The 20,591-nt window shown below is 62.9% G+C and carries 18 protein-coding genes; 7 read left to right on the plus strand and 11 right to left on the minus strand.

The window, feature by feature from the left end; genetic code table 11:
- The first annotated feature begins 6 nt into the window (after window positions 1–6).
- The 3 genes from motA to trhO all read left to right on the plus strand — a co-directional run bounded on the left by motA (window position 7) and on the right by trhO (window position 2,587).
- Window positions 7–813 carry a flagellar motor stator protein MotA gene (gene motA / locus RIN49_RS22845; RefSeq protein ID WP_309122458.1) on the plus strand — a complete coding sequence of 269 codons (807 nt, stop codon included), beginning with the start codon at window positions 7–9 and terminating at the stop codon, window positions 811–813.
- Window positions 788–1,558 (plus strand): flagellar motor protein MotB, encoded by a 771-nt coding sequence (gene motB, locus RIN49_RS22850; RefSeq protein WP_309122459.1) that lies wholly within the window; start codon window positions 788–790, stop codon window positions 1,556–1,558. Before motA ends, motB begins: the two co-directional genes overlap by 26 nt.
- 114 nt (window positions 1,559–1,672) lie before the next feature.
- Window positions 1,673–2,587 carry an oxygen-dependent tRNA uridine(34) hydroxylase TrhO gene (gene trhO / locus RIN49_RS22855; protein ID WP_309122460.1) on the plus strand — a complete coding sequence of 305 codons (915 nt, stop codon included), beginning with the start codon at window positions 1,673–1,675 and terminating at the stop codon, window positions 2,585–2,587.
- A 73-nt stretch (window positions 2,588–2,660) separates the two neighbouring features.
- Here trhO and RIN49_RS22860 read toward each other — a convergent pair whose 3' ends face one another.
- Entirely contained in the window at window positions 2,661–3,662 is a 1,002-nt protein-coding gene (locus RIN49_RS22860; protein ID WP_309122461.1) for a bile acid:sodium symporter family protein, read from the minus strand.
- Between the two features lie 136 nt (window positions 3,663–3,798).
- Here RIN49_RS22860 and chrA point away from each other — a divergent pair, with 136 nt between their 5' ends.
- The gene (chrA, locus tag RIN49_RS22865) at window positions 3,799–4,980 is read left to right on the plus strand and encodes a chromate efflux transporter (protein WP_309122462.1); all 1,182 of its coding nucleotides are present in this window, start codon (window positions 3,799–3,801) and stop codon (window positions 4,978–4,980) included.
- A gap of 77 nt (window positions 4,981–5,057) precedes the next feature.
- On the opposite strand, the gene RIN49_RS22870 is transcribed toward chrA, so the two are convergent.
- The 9 genes from RIN49_RS22870 to RIN49_RS22910 all read right to left on the minus strand — a co-directional run bounded on the left by RIN49_RS22870 (window position 5,058) and on the right by RIN49_RS22910 (window position 15,625).
- Window positions 5,058–5,540 (minus strand): nucleoside deaminase, encoded by a 483-nt coding sequence (locus RIN49_RS22870; RefSeq protein ID WP_309122463.1) that lies wholly within the window; start codon window positions 5,538–5,540, stop codon window positions 5,058–5,060.
- Window positions 5,541–5,550: 10 nt separating this feature from the next.
- Complete coding sequence (locus tag RIN49_RS22875; RefSeq protein WP_309122464.1) at window positions 5,551–6,741, minus strand: ATP-binding protein; 1,191 nt, start codon at window positions 6,739–6,741, stop codon at window positions 5,551–5,553.
- 115 nt (window positions 6,742–6,856) lie between these two features.
- Window positions 6,857–7,570, minus strand: a complete 714-nt coding sequence (locus RIN49_RS22880) for a Na-translocating system protein MpsC family protein (protein ID WP_309122465.1) — start codon at window positions 7,568–7,570, stop codon at window positions 6,857–6,859.
- A 140-nt stretch (window positions 7,571–7,710) separates the two neighbouring features.
- Window positions 7,711–8,658 carry a UV DNA damage repair endonuclease UvsE gene (gene uvsE, locus RIN49_RS22885; protein ID WP_309122466.1) on the minus strand — a complete coding sequence of 316 codons (948 nt, stop codon included), beginning with the start codon at window positions 8,656–8,658 and terminating at the stop codon, window positions 7,711–7,713.
- Between the two features lie 118 nt (window positions 8,659–8,776).
- Window positions 8,777–9,310, minus strand: a complete 534-nt coding sequence (locus RIN49_RS22890; protein WP_309122467.1) for a DUF420 domain-containing protein — start codon at window positions 9,308–9,310, stop codon at window positions 8,777–8,779.
- A 124-nt stretch (window positions 9,311–9,434) separates the two neighbouring features.
- On the minus strand, window positions 9,435–11,567 hold the full coding sequence (locus RIN49_RS22895; RefSeq protein ID WP_309122468.1) for an ABC transporter ATP-binding protein: 2,133 nt from the start codon (window positions 11,565–11,567) through the stop codon (window positions 9,435–9,437).
- A gap of 46 nt (window positions 11,568–11,613) precedes the next feature.
- Window positions 11,614–13,371, minus strand: a complete 1,758-nt coding sequence (locus RIN49_RS22900) for an ABC transporter ATP-binding protein (protein ID WP_309122469.1) — start codon at window positions 13,369–13,371, stop codon at window positions 11,614–11,616.
- 475 nt (window positions 13,372–13,846) lie between these two features.
- Complete coding sequence (locus RIN49_RS22905; protein ID WP_309122470.1) at window positions 13,847–14,104, minus strand: hypothetical protein; 258 nt, start codon at window positions 14,102–14,104, stop codon at window positions 13,847–13,849.
- 36 nt (window positions 14,105–14,140) lie between these two features.
- Window positions 14,141–15,625 (minus strand): catalase, encoded by a 1,485-nt coding sequence (locus tag RIN49_RS22910; protein ID WP_309122471.1) that lies wholly within the window; start codon window positions 15,623–15,625, stop codon window positions 14,141–14,143.
- 195 nt (window positions 15,626–15,820) lie between these two features.
- Between RIN49_RS22910 and RIN49_RS22915 the strand changes: the two genes are divergently transcribed.
- Window positions 15,821–17,857 (plus strand): 5'-nucleotidase C-terminal domain-containing protein, encoded by a 2,037-nt coding sequence (locus tag RIN49_RS22915; protein ID WP_309122472.1) that lies wholly within the window; start codon window positions 15,821–15,823, stop codon window positions 17,855–17,857.
- A 71-nt stretch (window positions 17,858–17,928) separates the two neighbouring features.
- On the opposite strand, the gene RIN49_RS22920 is transcribed toward RIN49_RS22915, so the two are convergent.
- Window positions 17,929–18,774 (minus strand): phytanoyl-CoA dioxygenase family protein, encoded by an 846-nt coding sequence (locus tag RIN49_RS22920; protein ID WP_309122473.1) that lies wholly within the window; start codon window positions 18,772–18,774, stop codon window positions 17,929–17,931.
- Window positions 18,775–18,928: 154 nt separating this feature from the next.
- On the opposite strand from RIN49_RS22920, the gene RIN49_RS22925 reads away from it, so the two are divergent.
- Window positions 18,929–19,804, plus strand: a complete 876-nt coding sequence (locus tag RIN49_RS22925) for an AraC family transcriptional regulator (protein ID WP_309122474.1) — start codon at window positions 18,929–18,931, stop codon at window positions 19,802–19,804.
- Window positions 19,805–20,591: radical SAM protein (locus RIN49_RS22930; RefSeq protein ID WP_309122475.1), on the plus strand; the 787-nt coding region annotated here is incomplete at its 3' end.

Consider the following 20,591-nt stretch of genomic DNA (forward strand, 5'->3'; position numbering starts at 1 on the left):
TTTGACATGGAGAAGTCAACGATCGTAGGGTTAGTGCTGGCGGTCATCTCGGTATTCGTCGGGATGATGCTGAAGGGAGCGCCGATGTCCAGCTTAAATAACCCCGCGGCATTCTTGATCATTATCGGGGGAACGATCGCGACGATTTTCATAGGCTTTCCGATGTCGGAGCTCAAGAAGATGCCGAAGTTGTTTAAAATAGCCGTCTTAGGGCAGAAGCATATCGGCAAAACCGAAATCATCCGCATGTTTATGGAATGGGCGACGATCACGCGCCGGGAAGGCTTGCTCGCGCTCGAGAGCAAGGTCGACGAGATCGAAGAGCCGTTCCTTCGCAACGGGATGCGGATGATCATCGACGGCAACGATCAAGATTTCGTCCATGACGTGTTGATGGAAGAAGTTCACGCGATCGAAGAACGCCATAAGTCCGGGGCGTTGATTTTCTCCCAAATGGGTACATACGCGCCTACGCTCGGGGTGCTCGGCGCCGTCGTCGGCCTCGTCGCGGCGCTCGGCAATTTATCGGACATCGAGAAGCTCGGCCACTCCATCGCCGCGGCGTTCATCGCGACGCTGCTCGGGATTTTCACCGGGTACGTATTATGGCACCCGATGGCGAATAAGCTCAAGCGCTTCTCCAAGCAAGAGATCGAGTTGAAGACGATGATGGTCGAAGGCCTCCTCTCCATTCAATCCGGCGTCTCCACCGTCGCGATTAACCAGAAGCTTTCCGTATACCTGACCCCAACCGAACGGGCGGCGGAGCAGAAAGGGGAAGCGGCCGGTGAGCAAAAAACAGCGCAAGCATGAGCATGAAGAGCATATGGACGAGTCGTGGCTCGTCCCGTATGCCGATATCCTGACGCTGCTGCTCGCCTTGTTTATCGTCTTGTTCGCCTCCAGCCAGATCGATCAGAAGAAGTTCGAACAGATCAAGATGTCGTTCCAATCGGCGCTTAGCGGCGGGCCTAGCTTTATGGACAACGTCTCCCCCGTCCCGAGCCGCGACAACGTCGGGATCGACAACGAGGGCAAGAGAGAGAAGGACGAACAGAGCGCGAGCGAGCTGGAGGAACAGCTCCGGAAGAAAGAGACCGAGCAGCTGCTCGAGTTGAAGCGCAAGATCGATCAATACATCGACGAGAACGGACTGACGACGCAGCTCGAAACTCAGCTCGACAATCAACAGCTCAAGATCACGATCAGCGACAATACGCTGTTCGCTTCGGGAAGCGCGCAGCTGAAGCAGGAATCCCGCGCGTTGGCCGGCACGATCTCGGAGCTGCTCGAGCAATATCCGAGCTACGAGGTCGTCGTCTCGGGCCACACGGACAACGTGCCGATCAAGACGTCGCAATTCCCGTCCAACTTCCATCTGAGCGCCGAACGAGCGCTCACGTTCATGGCCGTGCTGCTGGAAAATCCGGACGTCGGGGAAAACCGCTTCTCCAGCGTCGGATACAGCGAGTACAAGCCGGTCGCTTCGAACGACACCGCGGAAGGACGGGCGCAGAATCGCCGCGTCGAAGTGTCCATCGTCCGGAACATTCAATAACCGTTTTCTCGTTCGGACCCCGCCGCGGCGGGGTTTTTGTATGGCTCGTTCGAACTGTGGTATCATAGGGGCAGCGCGGCATTTTCGAAATTAGAAGGAAAAAGGTGTGAACGCATGACGACCGAAACGAAACCGTACAGAGTCTTGCTCTACTATAAATATGTAACGATCGAGAACTACGAAGAATTCGCGAAGGAGCACTTGGCTTACTGCAAGGAGCTCGGCGTGAAGGGGCGCATTCTCGTCGCTCGCGAAGGCATTAACGGCACGCTGTCCGGCACGGTAGAACAGACGCAGGCGTATATGGACCATATGCATGCCCATCCGCTGTTCCAAGGCATGATCTTCAAGGTGGACGAGGCGGACGGGCACGCGTTCAAGAAAATCTTCGTCCGCCCGCGCCCCGAGCTGGTGACGTTCCGGTTAGAGGACGATATCAACCCGAACGAGCTGACGGGCAAGCGGCTGAAGCCGAAGGAGTTCATGGAGGCGCTGCAGCAAGAGGACGTCATCGTGCTCGACGGGCGCAACGATTACGAATTCGACGTCGGCCATTTCCGCGGCGCGATTCGTCCGGAGGTCGAGTCGTTCCGGGAGTTCCCGGAGTGGATTCGGGAGAACTTGGCGCAGTTCAAGGACAAGAAGGTGCTGACGTATTGCACGGGCGGCATTCGCTGCGAGAAGCTGTCGGGCTTCTTGATCCGCGAGGGCTTCAAAGACGTCAGCCAGCTGGATGGCGGCATCGTGACGTACGGCAAGGATCCGGAGGTGCAAGGCCGACTCTGGGACGGCAAGCTGTACGTGTTCGACGAGCGCATCACGGTACGCGTGAACCAGACCGACGAGGAGACGGTCGTCGGCAAGTGCCTCCACTGCGGCACGCCGTCGGAGAAGTACATCAACTGCACGTACGATTTCTGCCACAATCATCATATCGTGTGCGAGGCTTGCGAAGAGGCGAAAGGCGGATACTGCTCCGAAGTTTGCGAGGAGAAGGACGCGGCGCTGCAAGCGACGAGAGCGAATTAAGAAACAAAAGGGGTCGCACCCTCAAGTAGAAGCATTCTACTCGAGGGGCGGCCCCTTCCTGGTTTTCGCCGACTTACAACGTCCCTCCCGTACGCCGACGATGCGGTTCGGCGGATACCGGCGTCGCGGGCGGCATCCGCTGCGTCCGCTCCCGGCTCAGCAGACGGCCGAAGAACGAGGCGAGCGACTGCTGGAACAGCATGCCGAGCACGACGGGCACGGCGACCGGCGGGGCGAAGTACGTCACCGCCAGCACCGCTCCCGCGCTAATGTTGCGCATGCCGCCGTTCAGCGTCAGCGCGACGACCGTCCCCCGATCGACCTTCAGCCACCGCCCGGCCAGCCAGCCGAGCCCGTAGCCCGCCGCCGCCAGCGCGAGCACCGTTCCCGCGATGCCGAGCAGCCGGACGTCGACGCGCTGCAGGTACGGCGCGACGACCGAAGCGTTGATGGCGACGACGACGCCCATCGCCACCTTCGAGAACGGGCTGAGGCGCGGGCCCCAGACTTCCTTGACGCGCCCCCGCGTCCACTGATGGAGCGCCATGCCGAGCAGCGACGGCAGCACGATCATCCAGAACAGCCCCTGCATCATCGCGGCCGTATCCATCTGCACCTTCGCCCCGATCAAATACGAAACCGTGTGCGGCACGACGAACGGCGCCAGCATCGTGTCGACCAAAATGATGGAGAGCGTCAACGGCGTATTCCCTTTCAGAATAGCGACCCAGACGAAGCTGGTGATGCCGGTCGGGATCGCCGCGGCGACGACGAGGCCGGTAATCGTATACGCGTCGTTCGGGTATAACGCATGCCCGACGGCGAGCGCCAGCAGCGGCATCGCCGCGTGAAGGATGCCGAGCGTGACGAATAGGGGCGTCGGATGGGCGAGCACGCCCACGAACTGCTTCAAGCTCATGCCGATGCTGCCCGAGAACGTCATGAACGCGAAGATCCAAGGCGTCCACTCCCGATAGCCCGATAAGTAGCCTCCTAAGAGGACGCCGATACAGACGCTGACCGGCGTAATCAGCGGGAGCGCCTTCTCCAATCCCGCATTGATTCGTGCCAACATATCGCGAACGCCTTCTTTTTCCGTTGTTGTCCCCTAATCGTAATCATCGCCCGCCGCGCCGTCAATGGTTTTTACCCTCGCTTTACACATGAATTCCGGCGGTATGCTAGAATGCTTCTGAGAGGATGGGATTCGGATGAAACACGGTTGGCTGCAGTCGTTCGCGACCGCGCTGAAGCTGGGGCTGCTCTCGTTCGGGGGGCCTACGGCGCATATCGGATATTTTCGGGAAGAGTACGTGAATCGGAAAAGGTGGCTCGACGACCGCAGCTTCGCCGACTTGGTGGCGCTCTGTCAGCTGCTTCCGGGACCGGCGAGCAGCCAGGTCGGCATCGCGATCGGCTGGATGCGCGCCGGCTGGCTCGGCTCCCTCGCCGCATGGATCGGCTTCACGCTGCCGTCCGCGGCGATTCTCGCCGCCTTCGCCTGGGTGCGGTCGTCCGTTCCGGGAGCGGCGGACGCCGGCTGGCTTCGCGGCCTCGAGCTGGCGGCGGTCGCGATCGTGGCATCCGCCGTGCTCGGCATGGGCCGCACGCTGGCCCCGGACAAGCCGCGCGTCGCGATTCTCGTCGCGACCGCGGCCGCCGTGCTGCTGCTGCCGTACGCCTGGACGCAGGTCGCGGCTATCGCGGCCGCCGGCGCGGTCGGCTTCGCGCTGAAGCGCGGCGCGCCTCCCGCCGCCGAGGCGCAGCCTCCCGCCGCGGCGGCGGGCGGTCGCTCCGGCGCGACAGCGCTGCTGCTCCTCTTCGCCGCGCTGCTCGTCGGGCTCCCGATCGCCCGCGAAGCCGGCGCCCTGCCGCCGCTGCTCTCGCTGTTCGAGAGCTTCTACCGCGCCGGGTCGCTCGTCTTCGGCGGCGGCCACGTCGTCCTGCCGCTGCTCGAGCGCGAGGTCGTGCCGAGCGGCTGGGTATCCGCCGAATCGTTCGCGGCCGGCTACGCGGCGACGCAGGCGATGCCGGGACCGCTGTTCACGTTCGCGTCGTATCTCGGCGCCGACTCGCACGGCTGGACCGGCGCGGTCGTCGCCACCGTCGCGATCTTCCTGCCCGGCTACCTGCTCGTCATCGGCGCCCTGCCGTTCTGGCAGTCGCTTCGCCGCATCGCCGGCGTCGCGCATGTCGTGTACGGCATCAATGCCGCCGTCGTCGGACTTCTGCTCGCGGCGCTGTACGATCCGCTCTTCACGGGCGCCGTGACGTCGTCCGCCGACTTCGCGATCGCCGCGGCGCTTTACGCCTTGCTCGCCTTCTGGAAGCTGCCGCCTTGGGCGCTGGTCGGGATCGCCGCGCTGACCGGCGCGGCCGCCTTCGGTTGGTAACGCGATCGACGGACGAAAAATCGACGCATCGATCCGGGAACCCCGATCGATGCGTCGATTTTCGTTCGCTATCCATATCAATATTCCACTTTCCGCTCCGACGCGGCCCACGCCTCGAACGGCGCGGTGTACCCCTCCGGCGTAATGCGAACCATCGGCAGCCGACGTTCCGCCATCGGCCGCCCCAGTTCGTCGTAAATAAATTTATCGTCGAACGCGATCGCCGCGGCTTCGTCCTTCGTGCCGGCGAAGTAGACCGCCTTCGGGCGCGCCCAATAGATCGCCCCGATGCACATCGGACACGGCTCGCAGCTCGTGTACAGCTCGCAGTCCTCCAGCTGGAACGATCCCAAGACGCGGCACGCCTCGCGAATCGCCTGCACCTCGGCGTGCGCCGTCGGATCGTGCTTCTTCGTCACCTCGTTCACCCCGGTCGCCACGATGCGCCCGTCCTTCACGATGACGGCGCCGAACGGCCCGCCGTTCCCGCTCGTCACGTTGCGCTCGGCGAGTCGGACCGCTTCTTCCATGTACCTCCGCTGCTCCTCTGTTCCGTTCATGATATCCCCCCTAGGTTTCAATGATCGGCAGCCGAATGTCCACCTTCGTGCCGACGCCCTCCTCGCTCTCGATCGCGAGGCGTCCGCCGTGCTGCTCGATGATATTGAGGCTGATCATCAGCCCGAGTCCGGTGCCGTTCTCCTTCGTCGTGAAGAACGCCTGGCCGAGCTTCGCGAGCTGCTCTTGCGAGATGCCCACGCCCTGATCCGCGACGCTCACTCTCACGAAGGCGCCCTCGCGTTCCAACGCAATCGTCAAGTCCCCCCCGTTCGGCATCGCTTCGACGGCGTTCTTCAACACGTTCAAGAACACCTGCTTGATCTTCGTCTCCTCGCAGCGTACGACGACGCCGTCCGCGCCGGGCCGGACGAGCGTCACGATCTGCACGTTGTACAAGATCGCTTGCGTGTTGACGAGCGTTAGGATCGCCTCGAGCAGAGGCATTAACGCTTTATTTTCGAAATCGAGCGCCTTCGGCTTCCCGAGCAACAGCAGCTCGCTCGTGATCGCGTGAATGCGGTCGATCTCCGAAAGCATGATCTGCGTATAGTACGTCGGGTGATTCTTGTGGGACAGCTGCATAAAACCCTTCAGGCTCGTAAGCGGATTGCGAATCTCATGCGCGATCCCGGCCGCCAGCTCGCCGACGACGGCCAGCTTCTCCGATTGCTGCAGCAGCTCGCGGTTCCGCTTCATCTCCGAGATGTCCTTCAGGATGCCGTACACGCCGACGATTCGGTTGCCCGACAACACCGGGACGTACGACACTTCGACATCGACGTTCGTCTTGTCCTTGCAGACGCAGACGGAGTCGAAGTGCTGCGGGCGTCCCTCCGCGGCCATCGCGAACGCCTCGCGGGCCCGGGGACGCCAATGCTCGGGGAACCAAGCGTCGAACGGCATGCCCTGCAGCTCGCCCTTCGAATATCCGGTGAGCCGTTCGCTCTGCTCGTTCATATCCATCGACTGCCCTTGAAGCGAGTACAAGCTTACGGCTTCCCGCGTGAATCGCATCAGCCCCCGTTCCGCCGTCCGAATGTCTCGATAGAGCTTGCGCATCGCCAGGCCGAAGATGACGAAGAGAACGGCGTTCGATCCCCCGATCCACACGTACCGCGCGGGCCCGATCAATACGCTGCTGAGCCACCAGTCGATCGCAAGGGCGACCGACGCCACGCCGACGTACGCGACCGTTCTCATTCCCAATCACCTGCCTTCCGGTTCCTCGGAACATAAAGAAGACCTAACTCCCGTTTAGAAAGCTAGGCCATGATCAGACGGCATCCAACGGATGTTTCTCTCATTTACCGTTCCCTTATTTCAATTGAAAACAGACGATCCCTTCGTCGTTCAGGAAGTTCCAGTCGACGAATACGTTCTCGAGCGGCCCTCCCAGGAGGCGGGCAAAAACCGGGCTTTGTTGAAAGTGCTCCTTCTCCAGTCGATCCTTGGCGATGCGCAGTTCCCTGTCAAAGCCGCGCCCGAGAAGGGCTTTCTCGATCGGGATCAGGATCCCGACGCGGAGGACGACGACCAGCTTCGGCGTAATCGCATGGATATCCACCCCTTCGGGCACCTTCTGTACGTACCCGCTGATGCGGTTCACTTCCTCGCGGAACGCCTCGACGTCCATCGCGGTGCGCAGCGGCGGCAGGTCGACCGTCCGCGCGAAAGGCAGCTCCTTCCCGAACACGGCGATGACGACGCCCGCGTTATTGGAGTAGTTCCAATCGTGATAGAAGCGATCGACTTCGACGCCGAGCGATACGCTGATTACGCCCTTGAGCTCGGGAAGCATCGAAGAGACGATAATCGACCGCGTCGTGTCGACGCTGTCTTCCTTGTTGTGCTGTAGCAGCACTTCCTCCATCGGGGAGAGAAATCCCCGGATCGTGATCACCAAAAACCGGCTGCCGGCCGACGCGAAGCATGCCTCCGGGCCGCGCCCGAACTTCTGCCGCAGCAGCTTACTGACATAGCTGCTAATCTTCTTCAATTCCTCTTGAATCATCATGTCCGCTCGCTTCACCGAATCCTCTTGGTCTGTTTCCATTCCAGATGAATCAGCGACTTCCATGACGCCAATCATGTTCATATTAGCATATTTTAGTACATCCGGGAAGTCGTGCGCGCTCCGGCGCGTCGGCATACCCGTTCCTCCGCGGCGCCTCACCATTGCAATACCGCCCCCTCTATTCGTTTGATCCCTCGAATGCCGGCCAATTCCTCCGCGAGACGGAAGCATGCGAGATCCTTCCGCTTCGCCTCCACCATGACGTCGATCCGCGGCAATCCCGCCTCGCGGCATCCCTTGAGGAACGCGGCGACCGGCCCCGCCTCCACGTCGTCCGCATGCGAGCGAAACTCCTTCTCGGACTTCGGCGACGAGACGTGAATTTTCATCGGCCGCCCGCCCCAGCTGGCCGCGACGCGGGAGAGATACTCGAGCGGCGGCGAGGGCGACGGGTTGCACGCGTCGTGATGCAGATCGAGCATCATCGGCTGCCCGGCGCGCTCGCAGACGGCTAGCGTCTCCTCGAGCGTGTACGTCTTGTCGTCGTTCTCGAACGTCAATCGAGCGCGGATCCGTTCCGGCACCCGCGGCAGCTGCTCGTGCAGCCGCTCGATCGCGGACGGCTTGTCCCCGTAGACGCCGCCGATATGGATGTTGACGATATGCTCCTCATCGAGCCCCATCCCCTCGAGAATCGCGGCATGGTATTCCAGGTCGCGGATCGCCGCCGCGACGACCGCGTCGCTGCCGTTCAGCAGCGTGAACTGGTTCGGGTGCATCGACAGCCGCATCCGCTCCTTGCGCGCGAAGGCGCCCAGTTCGGCGAGCGTAACGCCGAATCGCTCTCGGACGTCGAGCTCGACGTCCGGATGCGTCGCGAGCGGCACGAGCGCCGAGCTCAGCCGGAACAGCCGCACGCCGTGGGCGGCGTTATAGTAGAGGATGCGCCGCGTCGCCTCCAGATTGTTCCGGGCGACCTGCAACAGCCGCTCCGTCGCCTCTTCCCTCGGGAGCGCGCCGAAGCGCTTATAAGTGAACGTGGAGCTCGGCGTGTTATGGAAGAGGGCGAGCGCCGTCGACACGTAACCGAGACGTATTTCCATGACGTCAGCGTCCTCCGTCGACCGTTGTACCATTACTTTTCCCAGAATCGAACAATTCACCCAAAACGACGACGAGCCGGCCCGGGATATTCCCGGACCGGCTCGAAACGCGCCTTCGTTATGCGTAATACGGCGAAATCATCAGGTAGACGACAACGCCCGTCAAGCTGACGTACAACCAGATCGGCATCGTCCACCGCGCGATCTTGCGATGCTTCGCCGTCTGATTCGTCAATCCGCGCGCCGTCGTCACGAGCGCCAGCGGCACGATGGCGATGGCGAGCAAAATGTGCGTGATCAGGATGAAGAAGTATACGTACCGAAGCGCGCCTTCGCCGCCGTACGCCGTCGATTCCGTCGCGTAATGGTACGTCACGTACGACAGCAGGAACAGCGTCGTCGACGCGAACGCCGCGAAGATGAAATTGCGATGCATCCGGATATTGCGCTGCGTAATGAAGAAGAGCGCCGCCAGCAGGAAGACGAAGGTGAAGCTGTTGAAGATCGCGTTCAGCATCGGAAGGATCGTCCAGTCGATATGATCGAGCCCCTCGGCCTCCGGCAGGAAAAACAGGATCGCCACGAGCGCGTTGATCACGATGGACAGCGTCACGATGAGAGGGGTATAGTTCCGTTCTTGAGTCGGTGCCACTTCAATCCCGTCCTTATCCTTGGATTACGTGCTACCCCCATCATAATGAAAACGAACCGCCTCGCGCAAACTCCCGCCCCCGATGTAACCAAACGTTCACACTTCTCCTGCCGCGAATCCCGGTTTACGCCTGCGCCGCGATGGCGGGCGTTCCGGCGGCCGCCCCGGGGGACGCCGGCGCGCCGACGTCCGCTCTCGCGCCGCCCTGCTGCAGCTGATACATCTGGTAGTACTTCCCGCCGAGCGCCATCAGTTCGTCGTGGCTGCCGCGTTCGGCGACGACGCCCCGATCGAGCACGAGAATTTGGTCGGCGCTCTTGATCGTCGACAGCCGATGCGCGATGACGAACGTCGTGCGACCTTGCTTCACGACGTCCAGCGCCTCTTGGATGACCGCTTCCGTCTCGGTATCGATGTTCGACGTCGCTTCGTCCAGGATCAGAATCGCGGGATCGTACGCGAGCGCGCGGGCGAACGAGATGAGCTGACGCTGGCCTGCCGAGAGCGTGCTGCCCTTCTCGATGACGGGCTCGTCGATGCCGTTCGCGAGCGACGCCAGCATCCGATCGCCGCCGACGTCCTTCAGCGCCTTCTCGATGCGCTCGCGCGAGATCGACGGATCGTCCAGCGATACGTTCGAAGCGATCGTGCCCGTGAACAGGAACGGATCCTGCAGCACGATGCCCATATGCCGGCGCAGCGTCTGCCGCGGCAGCGTGTTGATGTCGACGCCGTCCACCGTAATCCGGCCGGAGTCGACGTCGTAAAACCGGAAGAGCAGGTTCAAGATGGAGCTCTTGCCCGAGCCGGTATGCCCGACGAGAGCCACCGTCTGGCCTTGCTTCGCCTCGAACGAGATGCCCTTGAGCACCGGCTCCCCTTCCTTATAAGAGAAGCAGACGTCGTCGAATTTCACGTCGCCGCGGTAGCGAGGCATCGTCTCGTCCGCGACGTCCTCTCCCTTCTCGTCCAGCAGGACGAACACCCGCTCCGCGCTGACGAGCGCCTGTTCGAGGTTCGGCAGCTGGTTGACGATGTTGACGACCGGCTGGAACATCCGGTTCAAATAGTCGACGAACGCGTACAGCACGCCGAGCGACACCGCGCCCTGCACCCCGTTGATGGAGACGCCGCCGAAATACCAGATCATCGCGACGAAGGCGACGTTCCGGAACACGCCGACCAGGTTGTGCGACGTCAGCGAGTTCAGGCGCAGCATCTTGTTGCGATAGTCGAAGTACCGCGTGTTCATCGTCTCGAATTCCGTCTCGGTCTGCTTCTCGCGTCGGAACGCCTGAATGATCGGCATGCCCTGGATCGACTCGTTGATCATGCCGTTCATCTCGCTCAGCGTGGACCGGATGACCCGGTTGTAGCCCGCCGCGAACTTCCGGTACACGACGATCCACAGCGCGAGCAGCGGAATGACGAGCGTGCAGGCGAGCGCGAGCCGCGCGTCCAGGAAGAACATCGCGCCGATAATCGCAAGGATATATAAGGTCCCGGAGAAAAAGTTCGCGAGCACCGTCACGTACAGCTCTTTAATCGCCTCGGTGTCGTTCGTAATGCGCGAGACGACCTTGCCGGCCGGCAGGTTGTCGAAGTAACGGATCGGCAGCCGGTTGATATGCGCGAACACGTCGTCGCGCATCTTGCGGATGATCCGATTCGCCGACGCCTGCAAATAATACCGCTGCCCCCAGCTGAAGCCGGCCGAGACGAGCAGCAGTCCCAGATACAGCCAGGACAGCTGCAGAATGCCGGCGACCTCCGGGCGGTAGAAGGCGAAGATGTCGGCGTTCGTCAAGACGCTCGCGTCGTAGACTCGGCTCTCGCCGTCCCGCTCGACCCGCAGGTCGCCGTCCTCGGTGATCGACCGAGCGCCGTCCGCTTCGATCCCGCCGGGCACGAATACGAAGCCGCGGCCGACCTGCAGCACGCGCGCCTCCTCGCCCCGGGTTTCGCCTTCGGCGAACCGGTCCGCCCGCTTCCAGAGCGCGCCGTCGTACGGCACCGTCTTCGCGTCTTCGGCCGTCGCGCGGTACCACGGCTGCTCGATGCCCGCGATGTGCACGTCGATCATGCGCTTCGCGATGAACGGGCCGACGAGCTCCGTGCCGATCGCGATCAGCAGCATCGCGAGGGCGAAAATAATCGTTCTCTTATACGTCATTGCATATTGGAACAGTCGCTTTCCCGGCTTCGCGCGTCGTACCGCGTCCCGGTCCAGCTCCCATTCGAAGTCCTCGTCATGCATACGTTGGGATCCCTCCCGCTTTCTCTATATTCTCTTCCGCGGCGCGCTAGACGACCGCGTCCGCTTGATTGGACGCCTCCGCCTGCTGCCGTTCGAATTGCTCCTTGTACCATCCGCCTCGCGAGAGCAGCGCCTCGTGCGTGCCTTCCTCGACGACGCGTCCTTCGTCCAGCACGAGAATGCGGTCCGCATGCTGCACGGCCGAGATGCGGTGCGTGACGATGATCGTCGTCTTCCCCTGGCGGGACCGGCGGATGTTGCCGATGATTTCCGCTTCCGTCTTCGCGTCGACCGCCGACAGCGCGTCGTCGAGAATGAGAATTTGCGGATCGGCGAGCAGCGCCCGCGCGATCGACACCCGCTGCTTCTGGCCGCCCGAGAGCGCGACGCCCTTCTCGCCTACGAGGGTGCTGATTTTACTCGGCAAGAACTCCAGGTCTTTCTTGAACGCCGACAGCTCGATCGCCTCGTCGAGCCGATCCGCGCCGTCCTCGCCCTTCGCGTACAGGATGTTCTCCCGCACCGAACGCGAGAACAGGAACGGGCTTTGCGGCACGTAGCCGATCCAGCCCTTCAGGTCGTCGTAGGCGAGCCGTTCGATCGGCACGCCGCCGATCGAAATTTCGCCTTCGCCGGCAGGGTATTCGCGAAGCAGCTGCTTTACGAACGTCGTCTTGCCGCTCCCCGTCCGTCCGACGATGCCGAGCGTCCGGCCCGGCTCGAGCGTCACGCTGACGCGGTCGAGGTTGACCGTCTCCGAGGTCGGGTAACGGAACGTGACGTCGCGGAACTCGATCGTCCCCGCTTGCGCCGCGCGCTGCGGCTCCGGATGCTCCTTGACGTCAGGTTCGTACGACAGCGTCTCGTTCACGCGGTCGAGCGACGCGTTGCCTCGCTGCATAATGTTGATCAGCTCGCCGATCGCGAACATCGGCCAGATGAGCATGCCGAGATAGACGTTGAACGTGACCAGCGCGCCGACCGTCAATTCGTTGCGGAAGACGAGGTAAGCGCCGTATCCGATGCCGATCAGGTAGCTCAGGCCGACGACGATCTTGATCGTCGGCTCGAAGAGCGCGTCGACGCGGGCGACGGCGATGTTCTTATCGAGCACGTCTCCGGTCACGCCGGCGAACCGCTTCTCCGCGGCCCGCTCCTGCACGAACGCGCGGATGACGCGCACGCCGGAGATCGTCTCGAGCACGCCGTCGTTCATGTCGCCGAAGGCGTCCTGCGCTTCCTTGAACCGGGTGTGAATCCAGTTCCCGTACACTTGAATGCAGATCGCCAGCACCGGCAGCGGAATGATCGCCGCGAGCGTCAGCTTCCACGAGACGAGCGTCGTCATGACGACAAGCAGCGTCAGCATCCACACCGTCGAATCGACGAGCGTCAGGATGCCGAACCCGGCCGTCATCGAGACGTCCTTCAGGTCGTTCGTCGCGCGGGCCATCAGGTCTCCGGTCCGATTTTTCTCGTAGAACGTCGGCGTCATCTTGAGCAGATGCTTCATAAGGCGCGACCGCAGCAGCCGCTCGACGACGAAGGCGCCGCCGAACAGGCGCGACATCCATATGTACGTGACGCCGTACACGACGACGGCGATGCCGGCGAGCAGCAGAAGCGTCTCCGCCAGCTTCGGCATCGTCAGCGCGCCCTGCTGGATCGTATCGATCGTGTCGCCCACCAGCTTCGGCGGAATAATTTCCAGAATCCCGACGAAAATCAATAGCGGAATCGCGATCGCGTACCGCTTCCATTCCAGTCGGAAAAACCAACCTAATTTCCCCAATACGGACAACATGTTACAATTCCAACCCCTCTCCTATGCGAAAAAAAAGCACACCGCTCTGACGTATGCGCGGTGTGCTTCGTTCATTCCTCGAATGAAATGAAAAAGCGCACGCCACGAAGTGAAGATTCGTGACCTGCGCTTGAGAATCCGTATATGACGCGTGCCGGAGACGCTACGCCGATCGGGCGAGCGTTCCGGTACGCGAATCCGGAGACAAGGAGGTCACGCAATGGCCGACGAATCCATGGAGACGACGAACAAGCATTCCTGCATTGACGTTGGACAACATTGCGATCCCTCCTTTCCGTTTCGTTCGAGTAGTGTGCAGCCAATTGTTTACAAGTGGTAAATTACCATGCCCTTGACAGCGGTGTCAACTTCTTTTTTTATGCGCTTGTCCCGGCGAGCTCCGCTCGCGCATCGTTCCGCCCCGCCGGCGCACGCGCAAAAAAACCTCTCGAGACAAGCGCCTCGAGAGGTTTCGTCAGCCCGCCCGGCTCGATCCGCCGCCGTCCGACGGCGGCAGCAAGCCCAGCTTATCGAAGACGAGCACCGCGTTGCGGACGGCCGTCGCGTTCACGCGCGGAAATCGGGGCCGGAGGAGCCGGCACAACGCGTCCACGGACGGCCGCGCGGCCTCCCCGTGCATCGTCTCCAGCACGGCGCGGCGCAGCGGCGTCAGTCGAATGTGAAGGCGCTCCAGCCTCTCGCGAGCGGCTGCGAGCGTCGACGCGGATTCCATCGGCGAGCCCTCCCCTTGTTCCATCGTTTCAGCCCGTTATTGATGCCTCGCCGCCGCCGCCTGCGACAAGTACCCGGAGATGTCGATGCCGAGACCGGACGCGATGCGCTCCCCGAGCTCCCGATCGCCGCGGAAGAAGTTGCAGATCGAAAGCAGCCGCGTCCGCTCGTGCACCGCGCTCAATTCGTCGATCAGGTTCGCGACCAGATTGTCCTGTTCCTCCTGCGTGAACTTGCGATACGTGTAGCCGACTTGACCGAAATCGTTCGTCTTCGCGATCTTCCGGCGGCCGGCGTCGCCGCCGAGCGGCATGCTGCTGTCGCGGTACTCCGGCGCTTCCTTCGGCGCGTCCGCGTAGCGGTTCGGCTCGTAATTGATCGGCGAGTCGTTCTGCTTCGTCTGCATGAAGCCGTCGCGCTGATTGTTGCGCACAGGCGCGTAAGGACAGTTGATCGGCAGGTTCAAATAGTTCGCGCCCAGACGGTACCGCTGCGTATCCGGATACGAGAACAACCGGCCTTGCAGCAGCTTATCCTCGGACGCTTCGATGCCCGGCACGAGCGCGCTCGGCGCGAACGCGACCTGCTCGACCTCCGCGAAGAAATTGTCCGGATTGCGGTTCAGCGTCATCGTGCCGACCCTCTGCAGCGGAATTCGCTCCTCCGGCCACAGCTTCGTCGGATCGAGCGGATCGAAGTCGAAGCTGTCCAGATCCTCCGGCGCGACGATCTGCACGCACAGATCCCACTTCGGGAAGTTGCCCGCGGCGATGTTGTCGTACAAGTCGCGCGTCGCGTGATTGAAGTCGTTCCCCTGCACTTCCTTCGCCTGCGCCCGAGTCAAGTTCCGGATGCCTTGATGCGGCACCCACTTGTATTTCACGTACACATAGTTGCCGTGCGCGTTAATCCACTTGAAGGCGTGGACGCCGTTGCCTTCCATCTCGCGATAGTTCGCCGGCGTGCCGTAATCGGACATGACCCATGTCATCATATGCGTCGATTCCGGCGTCAGGCTCATGAAATCCCAATAGCGGTCGCCCGATTGGATGTTCGTGTCCGGCGCGGGCTTGAGCGAATGCACCATGTCCGGGAACTTGATGGCGTCGCGGATGAAGAACACCGGCAGGTTGTTGCCGACGAGATCGTAGTTGCCCTCTTCGGTGTAAAACTTCGTCGCGAACCCGCGCGGATCGCGCGCCGTCTCCGGCGAGCCTTGCCCGTGGATGACGGTGGAAAAGCGGACGAACACCGGCGTCTCGGCGCCCGGCTCTTGCAGAAACTTCGCTTTCGTATATCGCTTCATGCTGTTCTCGAGGACGAAGACGCCGTGGGCGCCCGAGCCTCTTGCGTGCACGACGCGCTCCGGGATCCGCTCCCGGTCGAAGTGCGCGAGCTTCTCGATGAGATGATAGTCTTCTAGCAGCGTCGGTCCGTTCGGACCGGCCGTACGGGAATTCTGGTTGTCGCCTACGGGTACGCCTTGGTTCGTCGTGAGAAAATTGCGTTCTTGTTCGCTCATCGATTCCTTCACCTCGTTAATATTTTGCATAATTATTAATTTATAATAATTCTAATCTAGTTATGATTATAATTCTATTGAGAATCGTTGTCAACAGATAGAATTAACAATTGGTTAACACTCAACCCTCGAAAATATAGTATGCTAGTAGAGTGTTTTCATATTTTTATAGAGCGTATAGGAGGAAAGAACCGAATGCCCTATCTTACGACGAAGAAAGCTCCACGCAAAGCCTTGATCGTCGCCGCCGCCACGAGTCTCTTGGCCGGCCTGTTCGCCGTTCAGCCGCAAGCCCGGGCCGCGGATCCGAGCGACCTGACCGTCATCTTCACCAACGACACGCATGCGCATCTGGACAACGTCGCTCGCCGCTGGGCCGCGATCCAGGACATTCGCGCGGAGACGCCGAATTCGATCCTCTTGGACGCCGGGGACGTGTTCTCCGGTACGCTGTATTTCAATCAATACGCAGGACAAGCCGACCTAGGGTTCATGAACGAGATGGGCTACGACGCCATGGTGCCGGGCAATCATGAATTCGATAAGGGTCCCGCTCCGTTCGCCGATTTCGTGGAAAAGGCTTCGTTCCCGATCGTCAGCGCGAACGTAGATTACTCGAAGGAGCCCGAGCTTCGCGGCCTCGTCAAATCCGATGTGTCGGCGGCCGCCGCCGGCGGCGCGATCTACCCGGCGACGGTGCTCGAAGTCGGAGGCGAATCGTACGCGGTATTCGGCCTGACGACGCCGGAGACGGCGTTCCTCGCCACTCCGGGAGACAACGTCGCGTTCAAGGAAGAGATCGCCGCCGCGAAGGCGACGGTCGCCGATCTGACCGCCAAGGGCTTCGATAAGATCATCGCCCTCACCCACATCGGCTATAACAACGACGTCCGGCTCGCCGAGGCGGTCGAAGGCATCGACATCATTATCGGCGGCCATTCGCACACGCGCCTCGACGACGCGGTCGTCGTGAACGAAGACGGCGCGCCGACGCTCATCGCGCAAACCGGCGAATACGGCCAATACCTCGGCCGCCTCGACGCCGACTTCGACGACAAGGGCGTCCTGACCGACTGGACGTACGACCTCATCGAGGTCGACGCTCAGAACGAAGCGGGCGAGTACTTGATCGCTTCCGACGAAGCGTTCGAAGCGAAGCTCGCGGAGCTGCAAGCGCCGATCGAAGCGATGAAAGCCGAGATCGTCGGCGTCTCCGACGTCTACCTCGAAGGCAGCCGGACGCAAGTGCGCCGCGGCGAGACGAACCTCGGCAACCTGATCGCGAACGCGGTGCTGCACGCGGCGAAGCCGGCCGGCGCGACGATCGCGCTGACGAACGGCGGCGGCATCCGCGCCTCGATCGACGCCGGCGACATTTCGCTCGGCGAAGTGCTGACCGTCATGCCGTTCGGCAACACGATGGTGACGCTCGACCTGACCGGCGCGGAAGTCGTCGAAGCGCTCGAGAACGGCGTCGGCGCCGTCGAGGAAGGCCAAGGCCGCTTCCCGCATGTCGCCGGTCTTACGTTCGCTTACAACTTGGCGAAGCCGGCCGGCGAACGCGTCTCGAACGTCAAGGTCGCCGCCGCGGACGGCTCGTACGCGCCGATCGATCCGAAGGCGACGTATACGCTCGCGACGAACGCCTACATGGCTGACGGCGGCGACAATTACGCCGTCTTCAAGCGGGCGAAAGACGACGGCCGCCAGACGGATCTGTTCGTCGTCGACTACGATGCGTTCACCGGCTACCTCGCGACGCTCGAGACGGCGTCGCCGAGCGTCGAAGGCCGCATTACCCGCGTCTTCGTCGACGCCGGCACGGACCATCCGGCTTATGAAGCCGTCCAGGCGCTCGCGACGAAGGACGTCTTCCCGGAATTGTCCGCGGGCGGCGACGCGTTCGCTCCGAAGGACGGGCTGAAGCGGATCGACACGGCCGTCTGGCTGGCCCGCGGCCTCGGCCTCAAGCTGCCGGAAGCGGCGTCGGCGTTCTCGGACGTCGCGGCCGACCACGGCTTCGCGAAGGAATTGCTCGCGGCGAAGGAAGCCGGCATCTTCCTCGGCCTCCCGGGCGGCTCGTTCCACCCGGACGCAGCGCTGACGAAGGGCCAAGCCGCGCTCGTGCTGGAGCGCGCCTTCGGCGAAGCGCCTGCGATCGACGGCGACGCGAACGCAGCCATCACGCGCGGCGAGTTCGCGATTCTGCTGCACGAAGCGATGTCGAAGTAAGGTAACGCGAAGAAGGCTGCGGCCGGTCCGAGTTTCGGATCCGGTCGCAGCCTTCTTTTTTCTTCATGCCGTTATGGCGCTTCGGACTTGCGGGAGTAGAGCAGCGGGTTTAACCGGGACGCTGCGACGTCCCCCGGGGCTAAGCCGGGCAGCCACGTTGCCAAGTCGGCCCGGCGGGCGTTGCTGTCCGGCTCCGCGATGCGAACGCCGTCCGCCACATAGATGATCGTCATCACTTTGCGCATCACATCCGTCGGGTTGCCCGGGGCGCTGTGCACGGTCCAGCCCGCATGGAACGTCGCGTCGCCGGGACGCATCGCGCCGTACGTTTTCCGTGGGAAGCCCTTCCCTTCGATATACTGCGCGAGCGTTCGGTGCGATTCGTCGGAGATGACGGTCTTGTCGATGAGCCCGTTCCGGTGCGAGCCGGACGCGAACGTCATGGAGCCGACCGCCTCGGGAATCGGGACGAGCGGCATCCACAGCGTGATCGTCTTGTCGGTGTCCAGCGGCCAGTAGATTTGGTCCTGATGCCACGGCGTATGGCCGCCGCCCGGCTCCTTGTACAGCGCCTGATCGTGGTACAGCCGCACGCCGTCGACCCCCATCAGCTCCGCGGCGATCTTCGCGAACCGGCGGGCCAGCGTGAACCGCGCCGCGGCCTCGCTCTTCTCCCACAGGTTGCCTACCTGAATGAACGCCTTCCCGTACGTGTCCCGCTGCTCGACCGGCTTGTCGTGGCGGTTGCCGCGCCGCACCAGCTCCGACAGCAGCGGCTCGTACGCGGCGACCTCCTCCTCGCTCGCGACGCCGCGCAGCAGGATGTGACCGTCCCGCGCATACGCTTCGATCTGCGACGCGGCGAGCGGATAGTCCTCCGACAACCCCGGCGGCAATTCCCGTTCGACTTCTTCCATCCCTCGTTCCTCCCTTTGTCTTTAACGATCCTGACCCGTTATGGTACATTCATAGTAATGCATAACGGACGGGCGAGGCATTGTCTAAATCTTCTCCTTCGCTTGTCAAAACCGACTGATGTCATTTGATTTGCGGTAAAGGGGGAGGAAGGCGATGTCGACGGCGGGACCGATCGCCCCGTACGTCCGGGAGAGCGACCATGCGTCGCGCCGGCCCTGGCGCGTGCCGGAGCGGCGGCTGCTCGATTATTTGCTCGTGTTCGTCCGGCGCGGGAGCTGCGTCTTTACGATCGACGGGCGGCGGCATGCGTTCCGGGACGGCGCCTTCGTCCTGATCCAACCCGGCTCCCTCTGCGAGCTGGAGGGACTGACGGAGACGGAGACGCCGTTCGCGCATTTCGATATTTTCTATACCCCCGGCCGGGAGCGTAGCTTCCCGACGCGGCCGGGACAGACGGATTTGTCCGCGTATGCCGATCTGCTGCAGCCCCGGCTGGACGACGTCTTAGGCTACCCCGTCCCCGTCCGGCTCCGCCCGCGGGATCCGAAGCGGATGCGGGACGCCCTGCTGCGGCTGGTCGATGCGTGGCTGGAGGGAGGGCCGTTCGCGTCGCTGCGCGCGCAAGCGCCGGCGACGGAGCTCGTCGCGATGATCGCGGAGGATCACGCGCCGGCGGGACAGGGCGGCACGCCGAAGCACGAGCCGCCCGACGCGCTCCGCTGGATTCCGTCGTATTTGTCGCTTCATCTGCACGAGCCGCTGTCCGTCGATACGATGGCCGCCCGCGCCGGCTTGTCGCCGTCTCGCTTCGCCGCGAAGTTCAAGGCGACGTACGGCTTGCCGCCGCACCGGTATTTGCTCGAGATGCGGCTGTCCCACGCGCGGGAGCTGCTGCGCACGACGGCGCTGTCGCAGGAGGCCGTCGCGGCGTATTGCGGCTTCGCGGACATTCACCATTTTTCGAAGGCGTTCAAGCGGCGGACGGGCGTCACCCCCGGCGCTTGGCGCGAAGAAGGAGCTCGATCGTAGATGGCTGAGAAAACGAACGCAAAGCTGAGCGAGACGACGCCGAAGACGATGCTGACGCCGACCGGCGGCTTCCTCTCCGGCTATACCCATACGCTGAATCCGTACAGCGGTTGTTCGTTCGCATGCGCCTATTGCTACGTGCGCCGGATGCCCGTCGCCCTGTTCCGGGGCGAGCCGTGGGGGGCCTGGGTCGCCGCGAAGCGGTTCGACCCGGACGCGTTCCGCCGCGAGCTCGCACGCGCGTACAAGAAGGGGCCGACGTCGATCTTCCTCTCGTCGGCCACCGACCCGTACCAGCCCGCGGAGCACGGGTTGCGCCTGACGCGCGAGCTGCTGGAGCTGCTCGCGGACGACCCGCCCGCGTTCCTGTTCGTGCAGACGCGCAGCCCCCTCGTCGCGCGCGATACGGACCTGTTCGCGCGGTTTCCGGCCGAACGGCTCCGCGTGAGCGTCACGGTCGAGACCGACCGCGACGACATGCGCCGCGCGTTCGCCCCGGTTTCGCCGCCGATCGCCGGGCGGCTCCGCGCGCTGCGCCGGCTGCGGGACGCCGGCATCGCCACCCAAGCGGCGGTCGCGCCGCTGCTCCCGTGCACGGCGGACTTCGCCGCCGCGCTGGCCGGGGTGACGGACCGCGTCACCCTGGACACGTTCGCGCTCGGCGACGGCGCGAGCGGACGGCGTTCCGAAGCGCTCGGCATGGGGAGCCGCCTCCAAGCGCTCGGGCTCGCGGACTGGTACGCGCCCGAGAAACTGCAAGAAGTGCGCGGCATGTTCGCCGCGCACT

This window comes from Paenibacillus sp. (genome assembly GCF_031177825.1).
GTDB lineage: Bacteria > Bacillota > Bacilli > Paenibacillales > YIM-B00363 > Paenibacillus_AE.

What these genes read in the sequence shown, in the direction of transcription:
- motA (WP_309122458.1), top strand. Translation starts at nt 7, where the DNA reads ATGGAGAAGTCAACGATCGTAGGGTTAGTGCTGGCGGTCATCTCGGTA.
- trhO (WP_309122460.1), top strand. Translation starts at nt 1,673, where the DNA reads ATGACGACCGAAACGAAACCGTACAGAGTCTTGCTCTACTATAAATAT.
- RIN49_RS22860 (WP_309122461.1), bottom strand. Translation starts at nt 3,662, where the DNA reads ATGTTGGCACGAATCAATGCGGGATTGGAGAAGGCGCTCCCGCTGATT.
- chrA (WP_309122462.1), top strand. Translation starts at nt 3,799, where the DNA reads ATGAAACACGGTTGGCTGCAGTCGTTCGCGACCGCGCTGAAGCTGGGG.
- RIN49_RS22870 (WP_309122463.1), bottom strand. Translation starts at nt 5,540, where the DNA reads ATGAACGGAACAGAGGAGCAGCGGAGGTACATGGAAGAAGCGGTCCGA.
- RIN49_RS22875 (WP_309122464.1), bottom strand. Translation starts at nt 6,741, where the DNA reads ATGAGAACGGTCGCGTACGTCGGCGTGGCGTCGGTCGCCCTTGCGATC.
- uvsE (WP_309122466.1), bottom strand. Translation starts at nt 8,658, where the DNA reads ATGGAAATACGTCTCGGTTACGTGTCGACGGCGCTCGCCCTCTTCCAT.
- RIN49_RS22895 (WP_309122468.1), bottom strand. Translation starts at nt 11,567, where the DNA reads ATGCATGACGAGGACTTCGAATGGGAGCTGGACCGGGACGCGGTACGA.
- RIN49_RS22900 (WP_309122469.1), bottom strand. Translation starts at nt 13,371, where the DNA reads ATGTTGTCCGTATTGGGGAAATTAGGTTGGTTTTTCCGACTGGAATGG.
- RIN49_RS22905 (WP_309122470.1), bottom strand. Translation starts at nt 14,104, where the DNA reads ATGGAATCCGCGTCGACGCTCGCAGCCGCTCGCGAGAGGCTGGAGCGC.
- RIN49_RS22910 (WP_309122471.1), bottom strand. Translation starts at nt 15,625, where the DNA reads ATGAGCGAACAAGAACGCAATTTTCTCACGACGAACCAAGGCGTACCC.
- RIN49_RS22915 (WP_309122472.1), top strand. Translation starts at nt 15,821, where the DNA reads ATGCCCTATCTTACGACGAAGAAAGCTCCACGCAAAGCCTTGATCGTC.
- RIN49_RS22920 (WP_309122473.1), bottom strand. Translation starts at nt 18,774, where the DNA reads ATGGAAGAAGTCGAACGGGAATTGCCGCCGGGGTTGTCGGAGGACTAT.
- RIN49_RS22925 (WP_309122474.1), top strand. Translation starts at nt 18,929, where the DNA reads ATGTCGACGGCGGGACCGATCGCCCCGTACGTCCGGGAGAGCGACCAT.